Origin of the sequence: Sulfitobacter dubius, assembly GCF_027214245.1 — a bacterium.
Taxonomy (GTDB): Bacteria; Pseudomonadota; Alphaproteobacteria; order Rhodobacterales; family Rhodobacteraceae; genus Sulfitobacter; species Sulfitobacter dubius_A.
This window is the reverse complement of the sequence record NZ_JAPWHM010000004.1, coordinates 415490-432178: the sequence shown is the minus strand read 5'-3', so window position 1 is coordinate 432178 and position 16689 is coordinate 415490. Positions and strand designations below refer to the sequence as shown.

The 16689-nt window shown below is 58.8% G+C and carries 10 protein-coding genes and 4 tRNA genes; 4 read left to right on the top strand and 10 right to left on the bottom strand.

Annotation, left to right across the window (positions count from 1 at the left end; genetic code table 11):
- Window positions 1-42: 42 nt before the first annotated feature.
- The 4 genes from O4H31_RS12165 to O4H31_RS12150 form a co-directional block, all read right to left on the bottom strand.
- Complete coding sequence (locus O4H31_RS12165) at window positions 43-663, bottom strand: class I SAM-dependent methyltransferase (RefSeq protein WP_269346108.1); 621 nt, start codon at window positions 661-663, stop codon at window positions 43-45.
- Window positions 664-667: 4 nt separating this feature from the next.
- Complete coding sequence (locus O4H31_RS12160; protein WP_269346106.1) at window positions 668-2278, bottom strand: HTH domain-containing protein; 1611 nt, start codon at window positions 2276-2278, stop codon at window positions 668-670.
- 215 nt (window positions 2279-2493) lie between these two features.
- On the bottom strand, window positions 2494-3663 hold the full coding sequence (locus O4H31_RS12155; RefSeq protein ID WP_269346104.1) for a tyrosine-type recombinase/integrase: 1170 nt from the start codon (window positions 3661-3663) through the stop codon (window positions 2494-2496).
- A 525-nt stretch (window positions 3664-4188) separates the two neighbouring features.
- Window positions 4189-4272: transfer RNA gene (locus O4H31_RS12150), tRNA-Tyr, on the bottom strand.
- Between the two features lie 112 nt (window positions 4273-4384).
- Between O4H31_RS12150 and rlmB the strand changes: the two genes are divergently transcribed.
- Window positions 4385-5161, top strand: coding sequence for a 23S rRNA (guanosine(2251)-2'-O)-methyltransferase RlmB (gene rlmB / locus O4H31_RS12145; RefSeq protein ID WP_269346102.1), 777 nt, complete (start codon window positions 4385-4387; stop codon window positions 5159-5161).
- A gap of 251 nt (window positions 5162-5412) precedes the next feature.
- On the opposite strand, the gene O4H31_RS12140 is transcribed toward rlmB, so the two are convergent.
- The 5 genes from O4H31_RS12140 to O4H31_RS12120 form a co-directional block, all read right to left on the bottom strand.
- Window positions 5413-5487 (bottom strand) — tRNA-Gly (locus O4H31_RS12140).
- A gap of 157 nt (window positions 5488-5644) precedes the next feature.
- Window positions 5645-5719: transfer RNA gene (locus O4H31_RS12135), tRNA-Gly, on the bottom strand.
- A gap of 245 nt (window positions 5720-5964) precedes the next feature.
- Window positions 5965-7638, bottom strand: a complete 1674-nt coding sequence (gene ctaD, locus O4H31_RS12130; RefSeq protein ID WP_269346099.1) for a cytochrome c oxidase subunit I — start codon at window positions 7636-7638, stop codon at window positions 5965-5967.
- Between the two features lie 186 nt (window positions 7639-7824).
- Complete coding sequence (gene lipB, locus O4H31_RS12125; RefSeq protein WP_269346097.1) at window positions 7825-8505, bottom strand: lipoyl(octanoyl) transferase LipB; 681 nt, start codon at window positions 8503-8505, stop codon at window positions 7825-7827.
- Between the two features lie 46 nt (window positions 8506-8551).
- Window positions 8552-9235 (bottom strand): DsbA family oxidoreductase, encoded by a 684-nt coding sequence (locus O4H31_RS12120; RefSeq protein WP_269346095.1) that lies wholly within the window; start codon window positions 9233-9235, stop codon window positions 8552-8554.
- Window positions 9236-9455: 220 nt separating this feature from the next.
- On the opposite strand from O4H31_RS12120, the gene O4H31_RS12115 reads away from it, so the two are divergent.
- The 3 genes from O4H31_RS12115 to O4H31_RS12105 all read left to right on the top strand — a co-directional run bounded on the left by O4H31_RS12115 (window position 9456) and on the right by O4H31_RS12105 (window position 15991).
- Window positions 9456-9541 (top strand) — tRNA-Leu (locus O4H31_RS12115).
- 295 nt (window positions 9542-9836) lie between these two features.
- Window positions 9837-11651 (top strand): autotransporter assembly complex protein TamA, encoded by a 1815-nt coding sequence (locus O4H31_RS12110; protein WP_269346093.1) that lies wholly within the window; start codon window positions 9837-9839, stop codon window positions 11649-11651.
- Window positions 11651-15991 carry a translocation/assembly module TamB domain-containing protein gene (locus tag O4H31_RS12105; protein ID WP_269346091.1) on the top strand — a complete coding sequence of 1447 codons (4341 nt, stop codon included), beginning with the start codon at window positions 11651-11653 and terminating at the stop codon, window positions 15989-15991. Before O4H31_RS12110 ends, O4H31_RS12105 begins: the two co-directional genes overlap by 1 nt.
- Before the next feature lie 36 nt (window positions 15992-16027).
- On the opposite strand, the gene O4H31_RS12100 is transcribed toward O4H31_RS12105, so the two are convergent.
- Entirely contained in the window at window positions 16028-16564 is a 537-nt protein-coding gene (locus O4H31_RS12100) for a flavin reductase family protein (protein WP_419723598.1), read from the bottom strand.
- Between the last annotated feature and the right edge of the window lie 125 nt (window positions 16565-16689).

Here is a 16689-nt window from a genome sequence, read left to right as displayed (position 1 = left end):
GTCCTTCACGGTAAAGACGTCTAAGGTCCTCCGGGCATTGGGTCATTGGATCGGTTTCCTGGCAATTAGACGGCTCATTGAATGAGAATGCGGAATATTGTTATGGGGATGTGTCTCATGAAGGTCCTCATCGCTGCTGAATTTAACTTCCCAGCTTTTGTAAATATCCATGTATGTTTCGTGTGGAATTAAGCACGGGTTAAAGCCCGGGTGCGCTGTGAGGTCCTGCTCTCGGTTGTTGAATGCGCAAACAATGTTCCATCCTCCGGGTGCCGTCAGGTCTTTTAAGAGCTTGGCAGTTTCCCTGATCTCTTCGACGGACTGCAAGCAGTGAAGCAGGCCATAGGCTATTACAATGTCAAAACTGAAATCTGGCTGAACGAAGCTCTTGATATCCCCACAATGCCAATCAACGCCTGATCCGCCGAACGTTCGGATTGCATTGCTTAAAGCGATTTCGGAACAGTCAACCGCGGTGACACGCGCGCCTAGTTTAGCCAAGGCGATGGCGTTTTTTCCTTCGCCGCAGCCCGCATCCAGCACCGTTTTGCCTTGAATGGAAGTTTCTTTTACTAATCGCGTAACTAGACTTCCAACCTTGTTACCCCAAAAACAAGGACACGAACGATACCCTTCATCGTATCCTCCATCTCGAAATTCCATACTTTTATTCATTTCTAACAATACCAAGTTCTTCGACCATGGATGACAAGACGTTTAAATAGTCTGCTTCACCCGACCAGTTGTAAATGACTGCGTCAGCTGAGTTCATCATATGATTAATGTCTGATTCAACGCTAGCGCCTATGGCTTGAAAAAACTCTTTTTCATAGGTTGTTTCCTCAAGCCCCTCTCTTTGACAGTATAATTTCAACGCTAAATCTGGCGTGGCGTACACAAATATTAGAGCTAGCGCGCCGTCTGCTAGCTTTCGGAGGGATGCGAGCGTTGATTGCTGCCGAACTCCGTCTATAATCACGTATGGGCTCTCTGTCGCAGCGGCTGCTTGAATTAGAGCGCGCGCAAGTCTGTCGGGGCCATCATCCCTGGTTATGAAATCCCATGCCTGCCCCTGAAAAACGTCACGGGGAGTATGCGGCACAGGAGGAATGGAAAGCAGGTCGGCCAGGACCCTGCCACTGTTGACTTCAGCGTATCCGAACTGTTCTACAAAAATCTTTGTAGCTGACGACTTCCCCGAACCGATCCCGCCGACAAGTGCGAGCATGTGCGGTTTCTGAAAAGGTTTCTTACGAAAAATTCGATATTCGGGCTGTGCTTCTATAGTTTGCGGAGACAGAGTTCTCCAACTCAATTGAGACCAGTATTCAAAATCCACCAAGTTTATTGTCTCGGTCTCAGTGTCGATCCACCTTAATTCGTTGATGGACATTTCGTGCTTGGAAACACTTTGCCATTTATCCCATTCATTTTCTTGGACTTCGTATTGGAAAACTACTGCTAAGTGCTTCCGACCTAACGACGTCGAGTTATCATTAATAACTCCGACAAAGCTGATCCGGTCTTTAAGATCAGCGCGAATTGAGCTATCTATCTTGATTTCTTCAGCTAGTTCTCTCGCTGCGTTTTCGCGAATTCCATAGTCATCTTTGGAGAACAAAGAAAAGTCTTGTTGAGTTACGTGCCCCCCAAAACCGATACATAAACTCCCCCTCAAGAATTGTGCCGCCCGATTGAACCGACCCCGCCTGAAACAAAGAACTTTTCCTCGATAAGTTACCAAGACATAGGTAATAACCTGTTTGAATGCCTCAGTTTCCTCGGCGGTAGTTCTTGGGATGTGCTTAACCCCGCTTTTAAGTAGCTCATCTAGTAGTTTCCCGGATTCTTCCTTCAGTCCTTGGAAGTTTAGAATGCGCTCGCAGGCATCGCTTGGAATGACTAGAACATCTTCCGTCGTATTCGGTTTCCTTCTTGGCTTTGCCTTATAAAGCTTCAATTTTTCTGTCGGTTGAAGCGCCAGCGATCCTACCATTGAGTTTTGTGAATCCTGCTGCGTCAGCAATTTCCTCAAAAAGAAAACACCTCTACCAGTTCGTACAAAAGTAGAAGTTTGGCCATTATTCAGGATTTCCATACTAAGACGAGCTTGCATGGATTTCTGTGGGGTACGACTGTGCATCTCGTCTGAAAATAGACCTGCGTCTTGTGCTTGAGCCACAATGTCATGCACACGCATTGGGCGTTTTTGTTGGAGAAGTACCTGCTCGGCGGCCCAGAGATATGTTGGTTTTCCGGTCAGAGTGAACTCATTCATTTGGCTTAGAACTAGGTAAATCTAGAGATTAGGCGACGATTGGCAGTCCAACAGAGTGGCTAGGAGCCGTCAAGCTTGCGAGTTAGTGAACTTGCAAATAGTGCGATGACACGGCGCTGTTTCTGTGCGGCGAACCCGTCGGCGGCTCCTGTAGATGAAGGAGGGGCTAGTGGTGTCTTCTCGGGTCGGTTCTCGCAATTATTTCGAGTTTTTCCTCAAACTCGGGGCCGTCCATCATAGTGCCTTATAGCCCCAGCTTCCTTATGGCCCAAAATCGCACGTCTCATTTGTATGTCTGCGCCGGCTCGCCTCATCGCGTTTACGAATGTAGTTCGCAAAGAGTAGAGAGTTTTTCGGTCGTCTAGGATTGGTGGCGCCAATTTCGTTCGGATGAGACGGCTGAAGTTGTGCCGAACCGGGCCTACCGGGTCGGATGTGACAGATTCAAATGTTCTAAGGCAACCTTCGCGGACCCACATCGGAAAACTTTTGAGTTCGGGGTGTAGGGGGATAATACGAGTGGAGCTTTCAGTCTTACTGTCTGTAACGCGGATTAGATGATCCTCTACATCGTGAGGCTGCAATCTTAGAACCTCGATTGGTCGCATGCCGGTGAACATGAGCGCTCGTACGACTTGAGATAGGGCTTCTCTTCTTCTGTCAGATAGCCCGTTAACTGGATTGCCCCAAACTACGCTGATCGCTTCGTCGATGCGACAAGCTTCCTCTGGGTCAAACTTCTTCCGTTTCCTTTCTTCAATTGGTCTTTTATCTCGATGAAGTACGAGCGCCGAAGCTGGGTTGACGTCTACCAATTCTTCCTGGGAGGCGTACTTAAAGAGCCCCTTTATGGGGGTGAATACAGCATGTAGCGAAGCAGCCTTCATCGTTGGGGCTAGATGATCTCTAAGCTGCTTCAAATAGCCCGCGGTGACCCCTTTGACTGGTATGTCACCCAACAGTGCTACTAGTCGCCCTATGTCTCTCCTATACTTTGCCCGTGTGAGCGGTTTAATACTGTTAAACGTAAAGTACGCTTCGGAGACTGCTGTGAGTGTATGAGGATCGGGGGTCAGCTCTGAAATTCTTCTTTCTAGCTTCAATTTTATCAGATCGTATTCATCCCGCTCATCCGGGTCTGTAGGCGGAGCAGGCGACGCCGCACCGAAAGCTGCCGCATGAATTTTCCGCATTCCTTCGACGTACTCTGCGGTCCCTATTGGATCAGGAAGCTTTTGGCCAAGCGTGACGCTGCCAATGTTGGGGGCGTCTTGATATTGAAACAGGAGCTCTTTGAAGGCTGGGTAAGGCGGAAACTCCATCGGAATGTGCTGGCCGCCTGAGACCTTCTCACGATGAATCCTAGCCAGCAGCTGAGTACGCATGGATTGTGTAGGCCTGTCCCCACCCCGTTCAGCATCCAATTCTCGAAGGTGCAATTTCGCCCATCGCCAATCTGGTGCGACATCATCGCCATCGGTAGTCGACAGCTCTTCGAATGGCAGGGGAAGGGAATACATCAGCGTTCCCGGACCCTCATCTGCCATAGCATGCTCAAACGCTCTCTGCGCGTCGCGCCTTTGTCGTCTTGCGTATGCTTGCCGCGCTTCCAAAGAGCTCATTTGCGCTATGAACTGATCATGCTCTTCAGACCAAGTCACAACCAATTGGATTGCCTTGGAGTAGGACACGTCACCGCAGGGCCTTAGCCAAATTTTTTTGTCAAGCAAGTCGTGTAGCTTCTGCGGAACACGTCTCTGGTAGAAGAATCGTCCGCGGTCGATCTTGAGGTATCGAACCTTCTTGGGGGATGCCATTGTATCGAAACGCGCCTAATTTGTATCGAAATCGGATGAAGAATACCGAAATGATACCACCACTACTCCATGCTTTCAAAGCTTTAGGGGTAGTGGTGGGCGACCCTGGAATCGAACCAGGCGTGCGTCTCCGCGAGGGAGTTACAGTCCCCTGCCACACCTTGCGGCCTGTCGCCCACTTTGTCCTGTGCATTGCACCTGACGTGGGGGCGTGATTACAAGCGACCCAAAGAAGCGTCAAGGCGAATTCCTGAGAAATGTTGGGGAAATCGCACGAAAGGATAAAGAGATGAAGAAACCCAAATGGGTCGTGCAAAAAGAGCAGGACAAGAAGGCCGAAGCGGCGCAGACGGTCTGGCTTTTTGGTCTGCATGCGGTCCGCGATGCGCTAATGAATCCGAACCGCGAAAAACTGCGGTTGATGGTCACTCCGAATGCCCAAGCCAAGCTGGAGGATGCCATTGCGGAAGCGGGAATTACGCCGCAGGTCGTCGATCCGCGCAAGTTCCGTCCGCCGCTTGATCCGAATTCCGTTCACCAAGGTGCGGTGCTGGAAGTGAAGCCGCTGAACTGGGGCCGGTTGGAGGATGTCGCAATCGGTGATTCCGCACCGCGGCTGCTGTTGCTCGACCGGGTGACCGATCCGCATAACGTCGGCGCGATCCTCCGCTCGGCTGAAGTCTTGGGCGCTTCGGCGGTCATTGGCACCAAGCACCACTCCGCGCCCGAGACCGGCGCGCTGGCTAAGACCGCCAGCGGCGCGTTGGAGCGTCAGCCCTATCTGCGGGTGCGCAACCTCGCCGATGCGATCCGTGCCCTGCAGGATATGGGGTATCTGGTGTTGGGGCTGGATGGGAAGGCCACGCAAACCATCGAGGGCGCCGTAGAGGGCCGCCGTGACCGCCCTGTGGCGCTGGTTCTGGGGGCCGAGGGGCCGGGGCTGCGGGAGAAGACCCGCGAGACTGTGGATGCGCTGGTGCGGATCGATGCGGCGGGCGGATTTGGGTCACTCAATGTCTCTAACGCCGCGGCGATTGCGCTTTATGCCAGCCGGGTGGGGGGCTGAGAATCGGCAAGAACTGGCTCAAAACCGGGCAGGGGGCGCGGCGACAGGGTCCGGCCCCTTTGAAAACGGCCAAGGGTTCCTAAATTTAAAGATGACCGCAGGCCCGGAACGCCTGCCGGCCACCTACTGTCCCTCGTTCCGTACCTTACGCCCCGTGTTCGTCATGGGGCGTTTTTTTATGTGGGGGCAAGATACACAAAAGCCGCCCCGAGGGGCGGCTTTGCGTTTCCTACGGGGTGGTAGGATCAACCTGGAGCGGGCGAGGCGATTCGAACGCCCGACCCTAACCTTGGCAAGGTTATGCTCTACCCCTGAGCTACGCCCGCATCCGGTTGGTGAGGGGGGAATACCCATTCGCGCGGGGGGCCGCAAGGGGGAAAATTACCGTGATGCGGGGAAAGCGCGAGATTTGTTGGGCTGCGTGAATCGGGGACCGAAAGCACAAAGGGCCGCATCCGAAGATGCGACCCTGTGAAAACCAGATGGAGCGGGCGAGGCGATTCGAACGCCCGACCCTAACCTTGGCAAGGTTATGCTCTACCCCTGAGCTACGCCCGCTTACCGTCTGGTGAGGGCGAAATACCCATTGGGGCGGGGGGCTTCAAGAGAAAAATGTGGTTTTTGGTGGAAAAAATTGCGCAGGGCGGGGGCGCCGCCCCCGGACCCCCGAGGTATTTGAAAAAGGATGAAGATGAGGCGGCGGTGCGGGTTAAAGGGGAGGGCTGTTTGGGGTGGTGAGCGGGCTTTAGGGCAAAAGAAAAGGCCCCGCGCGGGGGCGGGGCCTTTGATGATTTTGGCAAAGCTTAGTGGCTATGCTGGTTGTCCCAGTCTTCCTGTTTCGGAAGCTGCTCGAACGTGTGTTCGGGCGGCGGGCTGGGCAGGGTCCATTCCAGCGTATCCGCGAATTCGTTCCACGGGTTGTTCGCGGTGGAGCGGGCGCCGCGGGTCAGCGTGTAGGCCATAATCCCGAAGAAGAACAGGAAGGAGGCGAAGCTAAGGAAGGCACCGATCGAAGACCACTGATTCCAGTAGGCGAAGGCCTCGGGGTAGTCGATGTAGCGGCGTGGCATGCCCTGACGGCCCAAGAAGTGCTGGGGGAAGAAGGTCAGGTTGGCGCCGATGAACATCGCCCAGAAGTGCAGTTTGCCTGCCCATTCGGGGTACATGCGGCCTGTCATCTTGGGCAGGTAGAAGTAGATGCCTGCAAAGATGGCAAAGACGGCACCGAGCGACATCACGTAGTGGAAGTGTGCCACGACGTAGTAGGTGTCGTGATAGGCCCGGTCCACAGCGGCCTGGCTCAGCACGATGCCGGTGACGCCACCAACAGTAAAGAGGAACAGGAAGCCAAAGGCCCAGAGCATCGGTGTTTTGAACTCAATGGAGCCGCCCCACATGGTGGCGATCCAGCTAAAGACCTTTACCCCTGTTGGCACCGCGATGACCATGGTGGCCAGCATGAAGTAGGCCTGCTGGTTCAAGGTCATGCCCACGGTGTACATGTGGTGCGCCCAAACGACAAAGCCCAGTGCACCAATCGCGATGATCGCCCAGACCATCGGCAGGTAGCCGAAGACTGGTTTGCGCGAGAAGGTCGCGATGACGTGGGAGATAATGCCGAAGCCGGGCAAGATGATGATGTAAACTTCGGGGTGACCAAAGAACCACAGGATGTGCTGGTAGAGGATCGGGTCACCACCGCCTGCGGGGTCGAAGAAGGCGAAGCCGAAATTACGGTCCATCAGCAACATGGTGATCGCGCCCGCCAGAACCGGCAAGGACAGAAGGATCAACCAGCTTGTAACGAAGATCGACCATGCGAAGAGCGGCACTTTGAACAGGGTCATGCCGGGGGCACGCATGTTCAGGAAGGTGGTGATCATGTTGATCGCACCGAGGATCGAAGACGCACCGGAGACGTGGACCGCGAAGATCGCGAAGTCCATCGACATGCCTGCTTCGCGCACGGAGAGCGGCGGGTAGAGCACCCAGCCGACGCCGGAGCCCAGTTGGCCATTGCCGCCCGGTGTCAGCAGCGAACAGACCGCCAGGGTGGTGCCCGCGACATAGAGCCAGAAGCTGAGGTTGTTCATCCGTGGGAACGCCATATCCGGCGCGCCGATTTGCAGCGGCATGAAGTAGTTGCCGAAACCGCCAAACAGGGCGGGAATCACGACGAAGAACATCATCAGGATGCCGTGGCCGGTGATCAGCACGTTCCACAGATGACCGTTGGGCGTACAGGCGGCAGAGCTATCCGCGATGAAACGCGCGCCTTCCATACACATGTATTGAACGCCGGGGTTCATGAGCTCAAGGCGCATGTAAACGGTGAATGCCACCGAGATAAGACCGACCAAGGCCGAGACGATCAGGTAAAGAATACCGATGTCTTTGTGGTTTGTGGACATGAACCACCGGGTAAAGAACCCCCGGTCGTCGTGATGATCTTGGCCGTGAATGGCTGCGTCTGCCATGCGGTGCCTCCTGCAAATGAATTGGACACATGGCGCCATAGGCGGCACATGCGGTGTCGCGCCCGTTTTAGAGCGACCGTCTCGCGGGGGCAATGGGCGCGATGGTCGCAGGGAGGGTATTTTTTCCGCTGCGGCTATCGACGTATATTCGGGTTCTAACGCCGCTTGGCGCGCGCTTTGCCTCTCTCAGGAGGCGATGTCGCAACTGGCGGAGGGGTCATTTGCAAAGACATCATCGAAGGTGGCGCGCAGGGCCAGATCGACATCGTCCATCGTGACGGGCAGGCCCAGATCGACCAGTGAGGTCACCCCATGGTTCGTGATGCCGCAGGGGACGATCCCGCCAAAATGGCTGAGGTCCGGCTCCACATTGATGCTGATGCCGTGGAAGCTGACCCATTTGCGCAGCCTGATTCCAATGGCGGCGATCTTGTCTTCGGCGGGGCTGCCATCGGGCTGGGCGGGTTTCTCGCGCCGCTGGACCCAAACGCCGACGCGCCCGGGGCGAACCTCGCCGCGCAGGTTGAATTGATCCAATGTGGCGATCACCCAATTCTCAAGCTGGCGCACAAAACAGCGGACATCGCGGCCCCGTGCGGCGACGTTCAGCATCACATAGGCCACGCGCTGGCCCGGTCCGTGATAGGTGTACTGCCCGCCGCGACGGGTAGGATAGACGGGAAAACGGTCCGGCTCTGTCAGGTCTGCGGCCCGCGCCGAGGTGCCCGCAGTGTAGAGCGGGGGGTGCTCAACCAGCCAGATGCATTCCTCGGCTTCGCCCGCGGCGATGGCGGTGGCGCGCGCCTCCATCCACGCCTCGGCGGTGCGGTAATCGGTCAAGCCGTCGCTGATGATCCATTCAACCATAGGGATGCCTTAGCAAGACCCGCGCCGCACCGCCAGAGGCTCTGCGTTAGGCGGCGGCGTCACGTTCTTCCAGAACCTTGCGGAGCATCTGGGCATAATTGTCGGCCCCCTGCGCCCCGGTGACGAGGTATTTGCCCTCAAAAATCATCGACGGCACGCCGGAAATGCCGCGCGAGGTCCAGAATTGCTGTGCTTCGCGTGTTTGTTCGGCAAAGCTGCCGCTGCTAAGCACCTCCAACGCCTCGCGGCGGTCCAGCCCGACGGAGGCCGCGACATCGACCAGCACCTCGGGATCATTCACATTACGGCCTTGTGTGAAATGCGCATCAAAGAGTGCCATTTTGAGCGGGTGTTGCAGCCCTTGGACCTGCGCCCAAGTGAGCAACTGATGCGCGGCGAATGTATTTTGCATCCGCGTGTCGTCGGAAAAGTTGAAGGCAAAGCCCAAGTCGCTGCCCATCTGGGACAACCGCTTGCGATTCTCGACCGATTGCGCGGGGGTGGATCCATATTTCTCGGCCAGATGTTCGGCCATGTTTTGGCCTTCGGCTGGCATCTGCGGGTTTAACTCAAAGGGATGCCAGCGCAGATATGCGCCCACACCGACCGCGCCGAGTGCTTGTTCCAGTTGTTTATAGCCAACGATACACCAAGGGCACATGACATCCGACACAATGTCGATCTGCAGGGTGGGGGCATCAGTTGAGGGCGTGGCGGTATCTGCGGGCATGGCGTGTTCCTTGTTGCTTGGTCCACAGATGGCTTGCCGGGCGCCGCGTTTCAATGACTGAGGTGTCAGATTGCAGGGCATTAAAGGGATTGTGATCAGCGAAGTGGCCCCGGGAAAATAGGGGCTTAACTCGGTTTCTGAATCTCACTGAAAAATTTTGCCGATTGCCTCTTCACAAGCTCTTGGTCTTTGGCTAAACCCCGCCCACCAACCATGGCGTGCGGTCGTGGCGGAATGGTAGACGCGCAGCGTTGAGGTCGCTGTGGGGTAACACCCGTGAGAGTTCGAGTCTCTCCGACCGCACCACCATGCTTTGCAGTGGCAAAGCGATGGTTGGATCACCCAGAAAAGAAAACTTGTTTCAGCCCTCGTCTCTCGTCGCGTGCAGACTACACTTTGCTGCGCGGTATTTTGCCGATTTTGCGGTCCGCTTCTGTGCGAGGCGGGCGAACAGGGCTCTCATACCGCTATTGCCCCGGCAGAATGTTTGCAGCCAAGGCGGCAATGCCGTTTAACGGTGGATGAGAAAAAGGCTCGTGCTGAGCGGGCTAAGGAAAACCGGCGCGAAAACCGGGGTGACGAGACGCAAGGAGGGTAGCGCGTGGCGCAACAAGGGCAGACTCAAGGGGCGGCGTATTGTCTCGCTCTTGGACTTCTTCTTGGTGGGGGGGCTGCGGCGCAGGCGGCAGAACTGGCCATCACCGGTATCGACGACGATTCAGAGCTTTATGCCACCCTGCGCGACGGGTCGCTGCTGGCCGAGCAAACCGATGAGGATGCCGAACCGGCCACGCCGCAGGAATTGGTCGCCGCAGCGCAGGCGGACTACGGCAGGCTTTTGGCGCTGCTTTACGACAACGGGTATTTCGGGCCGACGCTCAAAATCACCTTGGACGGCGTCGATGCTGCCGCGATTCCCCCGGTGCAGCCGCCGCGCCGCATCGACCGCGCCGTGATCACCGTGGACCCGGGGCCAAAGTTCCGCTTTGGCGCGGCCCGTATCGCGCCCGTCGCCCCCGGTACCGAATTGCCGGAGGGTTTCGCCAGCGGCGAGACCGCGAGCCTTGGTGTGCTCAAGGAAACCGTCTCGGCCGGGGTGAGCGGCTGGCGCGATGTGGGCCACGCAAAGGCGGAATTGGCCGATCAGGATCTTGTGGCCAAACACCGTGAACGGCAGATCGACGCTGCCTTGCGGATCGCCCCGGGGCCAAAGCTGCGCTTTGGTGCGTTGACCGTGACCGGCAACGAAGACGTGCGCACCGCCCGTCTGATTGAGATCGCGGGCCTGCCGGAGGGGGAGGTCTTCTCTCCCGAGGAGTTGGAACTGGCCACCGAACGGCTGCGCCGCACCGGCGCGTTTGATGCCGTGGCCCTGATCGAAGCAGATCGGATTGGCCCCAATGACACGCTGCCCATCGCCGCACAGGTGACAGAAGCGCCCAAGCGCCGATTTGGGTTTGGCGCGGAACTGTCCTCGCTCGAAGGGCTGACATTGAGCACCTTCTGGCTGCATCGCAATCTGCTGGGCGGGGCCGAACGGCTGCGCCTGTCGGCTGAGGTCGAAGGGATTGGCGGCAATTCGGGCGGCGAAGACTACACGCTGGCCGCCCGTTTCGAGCGCCCAGCGACGTTTAACGAAGACACGAACTTCTATGCGCTGGCGACATTGGAACAACTCGACGAGGTAAACTTTTTCTCCCGTCAGTTGGACCTTGAGGCCGGGATTGAGCGGATCGCCAACCAAAACCGCACCTATTCTGCGGGCCTCGGTCTGCGTGTGGCCGAGACAGAAGATGCGTTCGGCACCAACCAATACACCCTGTTGACCCTGCCGCTGGGGGCCGAATTTGACTACCGTGACAAGGAGTTGGACGCGACCGAGGGTTATTACATCGATGCCAATATCACACCCTTCGTCGCGCTGTCGGGCTCGGAAAGCGGGCTTCGCACATATTTCGACGCGCGCTATTACCGCAGTTTTGGAACCGAGCGCCCGGTGACGCTGGCCTTTCGCGGTCAACTTGGCACGGTCGCGGGGCCGGACTTGTCTGAGGCACCTGCGGATTACCTCTTTTACTCCGGCGGGGGCGGCAGTGTGCGCGGCCAGCCTTATCAATCGCTGGGCGTTGATCTGGCAAGCGGCGACACCGTGGGCGGGCGCAGCTTTGTCGGCCTCTCGGCAGAGGCCCGCGTGGCCCTGACCGAGAAGATCGGCGTCGTGGGCTTTGCCGATGCGGGCTATATCGGGTCAGAAGAATTCTACGACGGGTCAGGCACTTGGCACTCCGGCGCGGGGCTGGGGCTGCGCTATGCCACGGGCATCGGGCCGATCCGCCTGGATGTGGCCGTGCCCACCTCGGGGCCGGAAGTTGATGAAGATTTCCAAGTCTATATCGGGATTGGACAAGCGTTTTAATGCGACAGTTTTTGCAGATTCTCACCGCCAGTTTCGTCTATCTGGCCTGCCTCACACCGGCTTTTGCGCAGGATGATGACAAGGGCTTTCTCACCCGGACCATTCAGGATGCGCTGAGTGGCGCGGGCCGCACCGTCAGCATTGACGGGTTTTCAGGGGCGCTGAGTTCGGCAGCCTCCTTTGATCGGATGACGATCTCGGACGACGATGGCATCTGGCTGACACTGGAAGAGGTGGTGCTGGATTGGAACCGCTCGGCCCTGCTGCGCGGGCGGCTAGAGGTTGAGCAACTCACAGCCGGGCGGCTGGATGTTGAGCGTCTGCCGGTCAGCAATGAGGTCGATCTGCCCGATGCCGAGGCCAAGCCCTTTGCCTTGCCCGATCTGCCCGTTTCTATTGAAATCGCTGACTTTTCCGTGGATGAGATCAATCTCGGCGAGCCCATTCTGGGCGAGGCCGCCCAGCTTTCGGTTCGCGCCAATGCGCGGCTGACCGATACGGTCGGTATTGTCGATTTTCAGGCCCGCCGGACTGATGGCAAAAAGGGTGAATTCGACATTCAGGCCAATTTCGACCGCACGGAAAACGTGCTGGACCTGCTGTTGAACCTGACCGAAGACCCCGAAGGCATCGCCTCGAAACTGCTGAACCTGCCGGGGCAGCCTTCGGTACAGATGACCGTCGAAGGCGCGGGCCCTCTGGATGATTTCGCGACCGATGTGACCATCGCCACCGATGGGCAAGAGCGTTTGGCCGGGCAGGTGACCCTTGGCACGCAGGCCCCACGCCGCGCCAGCGAAACCCCTGACCGTCGCATTCAGGCCGATATCGGGGGCGACATCACTGCGCTGCTCGCTCCGCGCTACCGCGAATTTTTCGGGGAAGACGTGCGGTTGGCGGTTGATGCGCTGCTTGAGAGCAACGGTGCCGTCGAGGTCAGCAGCTTTACCCTTGCGGCCAATTCCGTCGATCTTGAGGGGCAGGTCATGCTGAACCAAGAGAAGTGGCCGACGCTGATCGACATCTCAGGCCGGATCGCAAACCCTGATGGTACTTCGACCCTTTTGCCGATTTCGGGTGAGGGCACGCGGGTAGAGGCCGTAACCCTGCGGGTGGACTACGATGCCGCGGATGGCGACCGCTTTGAAAGTGCGTTCGACATCACCGGGCTGGACACGGGCGCGCTGCAAATCGCGCAGACACAGCTGGCGCTTGATGGGATCCTCGAAGGCGACCTTGGCAGTTTGGGCCAATTCCTTGGCGATGTGACCTTTGCCACCGAGGGGATGTCGCTGACCGACCCGGCCAGCGCCGAGGCCATTGGGGACGCGATCACCGGCAGCGCCGAGATTCGTTTCATCGAAGGTGAACCGATTGAGATTAACGGGCTGACCCTGTCGGGGGAAGACTATGGCCTGACCGGCGAGGCGGCGATCGATGGGGTGGATACCGGGCTGCTCACGCAGTTGAAGATGACGCTCGAAGCGCAGGATATCAGTCGCTTTTCCGCGCTGGCAGGCCGCGATATCGCGGGCGCTACGGCGCTGGCGCTGAACGGGACGGTCACGCCTTTGGGCGGTATGTTTGATCTGGCGATTGCGGGCGGGACGGATGACCTTGAGATTGGGATCGAACAGGCCGATGCGGTTCTGGCGGGTCGCACCAGCCTCAGCATGGTCGCAAAGCGCAATGAGACCGGGACTTATCTTCGTGATCTGGACCTCAAGAACGACGCGATTGATCTGACCGGCAATGTCGAGTTGCGCAGCGAAGACAGCCGCGCGGCTTTGGACTTTACGCTCGCCGATGTCGGGCTGGTTCTGCCACAGTACGAAGGCCCCATCGCGGTCAAGGCAACAGCGGTACAAGAAGCGCGCGGCTGGGTTGTCGATGCGGTCACCGATGGCCCCTATGACGCGGCGCTGACCGTATCAGGCTTGGCCACGGGCGAGGACGCGCAGATCGATTTCACCGCAGACATCCCGCGGGTCGAAGATTTCATACCCGACGCGGATATCACCGGGCCTGTCACGGCCAAGGGCGAGTTGCGCCAGACACCACAGGGCTGGGAGATCAACACCGACGCCAGCGGCCCGCTTGATGCGCAGGCCTCGGTCAGGGGGCTGGTCACGCCGCGCGTCGATGTGGCCTTTGATCTGTCGTTACCCGATATCCAACCTCTCGTGCCGCAAATCAATGGCGGGGTGGAGGCCAGCGGCACGTTGGAGCAGACCGAACAGGGGTTTGTCGTCGATACCATCGCCAATGGCCCCTACGATAGTCGCGTTGCGCTGGAAGGGCTGGCAACCGGCCCTGACATGGCGCTGCGCTTTGACCTGACCTTGCCGGATGTCAGCCCGCTGGCCCCCGGCGTCAACGGGCCGCTTGCCGCGCAGGGCACCGTTCGCCAGCAAGAGGACGGTATTGCCGTGGATGTCGCCGCGAGCGGCCCCTACGGCAGCAGCGCGGTGGTCGAAGGTCTGGCAACCGGCCCGAATATGGCGCTCAGCTTTGATCTGTCGGTGCCCGACCTGAGCCCCATCGCCCCCGGTGTGAATGGCCCGCTTTCAGCCACCGGCGACATCCGTCAGACAGAAGACGGGATCGCCGTGGATGTGAGCGCCGATGGCCCCTATGGCAGCAGTGCCATGGTCGAGGGGTTGGTTACCGGTGAGGTCTCGATGCGGTTTGATGTCTCCGTTCCCAATGTGAACCCATTGGTGCCCAGCGTCACGGGGTCATTCGCTGCGAATGGCGTGGCGCGCCAGACCGAAGCGGGTGTGGTGCTTGATGCAAGCGCAAGCGGCCCCTATGGCGCGCGGGCGACGGTCGAAGGCTTGGTGACCGGCCCCAATGCGGCGGTCGATTTCCAGCTGAACATGCCGGACATCGGCGCCTTGGTGGATCAGGTGAACGGCCCGCTGAGCGTCGCAGGCTCGGCCCGGCGCGAGGGGGAGGCATGGCGCATCGACACCAATGCCAACGGCCCTGCCGGCACGCAGGCAACCGTGGCTGGATTGGTGAACCCCGATGGGACGCTGAACCTTGATATCGCGGGCAACGCGCCGCTTGGCCTGTCGCGTCCCTTCCTTGCCCCGCGCAACTTGCAGGGGCAGGCGCAGTTTGACTTGCAGATCAATGGCCCGGCGGCGCTGTCGTCGGTCAGCGGGCGCATCACCACCAATGACGCGACGTTCACCGCGCCGAACCTGCGCGTGGCGCTGCGCGGGATCAATGCGGATATCCAGCTTGGCAACAACCGGGCGCAGTTGAACGTGACCGGTCAGGCAGTCGACGGCGGAGAGCTGCGTGTGGTGGGGGGGATCACCCTGACACCGGCCTTGCCTGCGGATATCAGCGTGACCCTGCGCAATCTCGTCTATGCGGACCCAAGCCTTTACAGCACCACGCTGAACGGCGACCTGCGGCTTGCAGGCCCCTTAAGCGGTGGGGCGCAGATCACCGGGGTGATCAACGCGGGCGAGACCAATATTCAAGTGCCCGCAACGGGGCTGACCTCAATCGGGGACATTCCGCAGATCACCCATGTCAACGCGCCCGCCGATGTTCTGGCAACGCGGCGCAAGGCCGGGCTGGAGGGGGCCGAGGCGGGGGAAGACCCTGCCGAGGATGCCTCTAGCCCCGGCTTTGGCCTGAACCTGCAATTGAACGCGCCCAACCGGATTTTCGTGCGCGGGCGCGGGCTTGATGCGGAACTGGGCGGCTCGCTCAACCTCAGTGGCACCACCAACCGCATCATCTCTGCCGGGCGGTTTGAGCTGATCCGGGGGCGGCTGGATATCTTGGGCAAACGCTTCTTGCTCGACGAAGGCTCGGTTCAGTTTCAGGGCGATTTCATTCCCTATATCCGTTTCGTGACCTCGACCGATACCGAAGCGGGCGAGGTGCGTGTCATCGTCAGCGGCCCTGCGAATGAGCCAGAGGTGACCTTTGAATCCACCCCCGCCGCACCGCAGGATGAGGTGCTGTCGCAACTGCTCTTTGGTCGCAACATCTCGGAAATCTCGGCCTTTCAAGCGCTGCAATTGGCCAGTGCGGTGGCGACCCTGGCGGGCCGTGGCGGGGAAGGGGTGATCGGCAACCTGCGCGAGGGCTTTGGCCTGGACGATTTGGATGTGACTACCACCGACGATGGTGCAACGGCCCTGCGGCTGGGGAAATACCTCACCGACAACGTCTACACCGATGTCACGGCGGCCTCTGACGGGACGGGCGAGGTTTCGCTTAACCTCGACATCACCGAAAGCCTGACGGCCAAGGGCACGCTTGGCTCGGATGGCGACAGCAGCATCGGCATCTTCTTTGAGCGGGATTACTGAGAACGGGGGCGCCTTGCGGGGCGCCCTTGGCCGCGTTCAATCCGCGTCGCGCGGGGTAAATTGGCCATAGCGGCCTTGGTCGAACATCAGCCCCGCCGCGCCATCCTCGCGCAGGGCAACCTGTTGCACATGGCCCAAGATCAGCGAATGATCACCCGCCGGATGCACGGCGTAAGTGTTGCAGTGAAACCGGGCAAGGCAGCCCGAAAATGTTGGCACACCGGCGGCATCTTCGGTCCAGTCGAAACCAGAAAAGTCGTGACCCTGACCAGCGAACCGCTGGGCCAGGCCCTCTTGATCCGCGCCAAGGACATGGATGCAGAACGATGCAGCCGAGGTGAAACTATCGTGCCGTTTGGATGAGATCGCAGGCGACCACAGAACCAAGGGCGGATCGAGCGAGACCGAGGCGAAGGAATTCGCGGTCATCCCCAAGGGGCCCTGTGCGGTTTTCACGGTCACCACGGTCACGCCGGTGCCGAAACGCCCGAAGGCGCGGCGGAGGGCAGGAGCATCGCCGCTGTCGGGCGAGAAGGGGATCAGATCATCACTCATAGCGACAAGCGGTGCCATGTAGCGGCTGATTTGTCCAGCGGTGCCGGGGCGTTGCGCGCCCCGTCACCTTGCGCGGTATTTCGCCCCAGTGACCACGGGCAGGAACCCCAGCCGGGGATGGGCGTTGGGTCTGCGATGAGAGG

Excerpts from the sequence above, each read along its gene's own strand:
- O4H31_RS12165 (WP_269346108.1), bottom strand. The coding sequence starts at position 663 with ATGGAATTTCGAGATGGAGGATACGATGAAGGGTATCGTTCGTGTCCT.
- lipB (WP_269346097.1), bottom strand. The coding sequence starts at position 8,505 with ATGGTTGAATGGATCATCAGCGACGGCTTGACCGATTACCGCACCGCC.
- O4H31_RS12105 (WP_269346091.1), top strand. The coding sequence starts at position 11,651 with ATGCGACAGTTTTTGCAGATTCTCACCGCCAGTTTCGTCTATCTGGCC.
- O4H31_RS12155 (WP_269346104.1), bottom strand. The coding sequence starts at position 3,663 with ATGCGTACTCAGCTGCTGGCTAGGATTCATCGTGAGAAGGTCTCAGGC.
- O4H31_RS12100 (WP_419723598.1), bottom strand. The coding sequence starts at position 16,564 with ATGGCACCGCTTGTCGCTATGAGTGATGATCTGATCCCCTTCTCGCCC.
- O4H31_RS12120 (WP_269346095.1), bottom strand. The coding sequence starts at position 9,235 with ATGCCCGCAGATACCGCCACGCCCTCAACTGATGCCCCCACCCTGCAG.
- ctaD (WP_269346099.1), bottom strand. The coding sequence starts at position 7,638 with ATGGCAGACGCAGCCATTCACGGCCAAGATCATCACGACGACCGGGGG.
- rlmB (WP_269346102.1), top strand. The coding sequence starts at position 4,385 with ATGAAGAAACCCAAATGGGTCGTGCAAAAAGAGCAGGACAAGAAGGCC.
- O4H31_RS12160 (WP_269346106.1), bottom strand. The coding sequence starts at position 2,278 with ATGAATGAGTTCACTCTGACCGGAAAACCAACATATCTCTGGGCCGCC.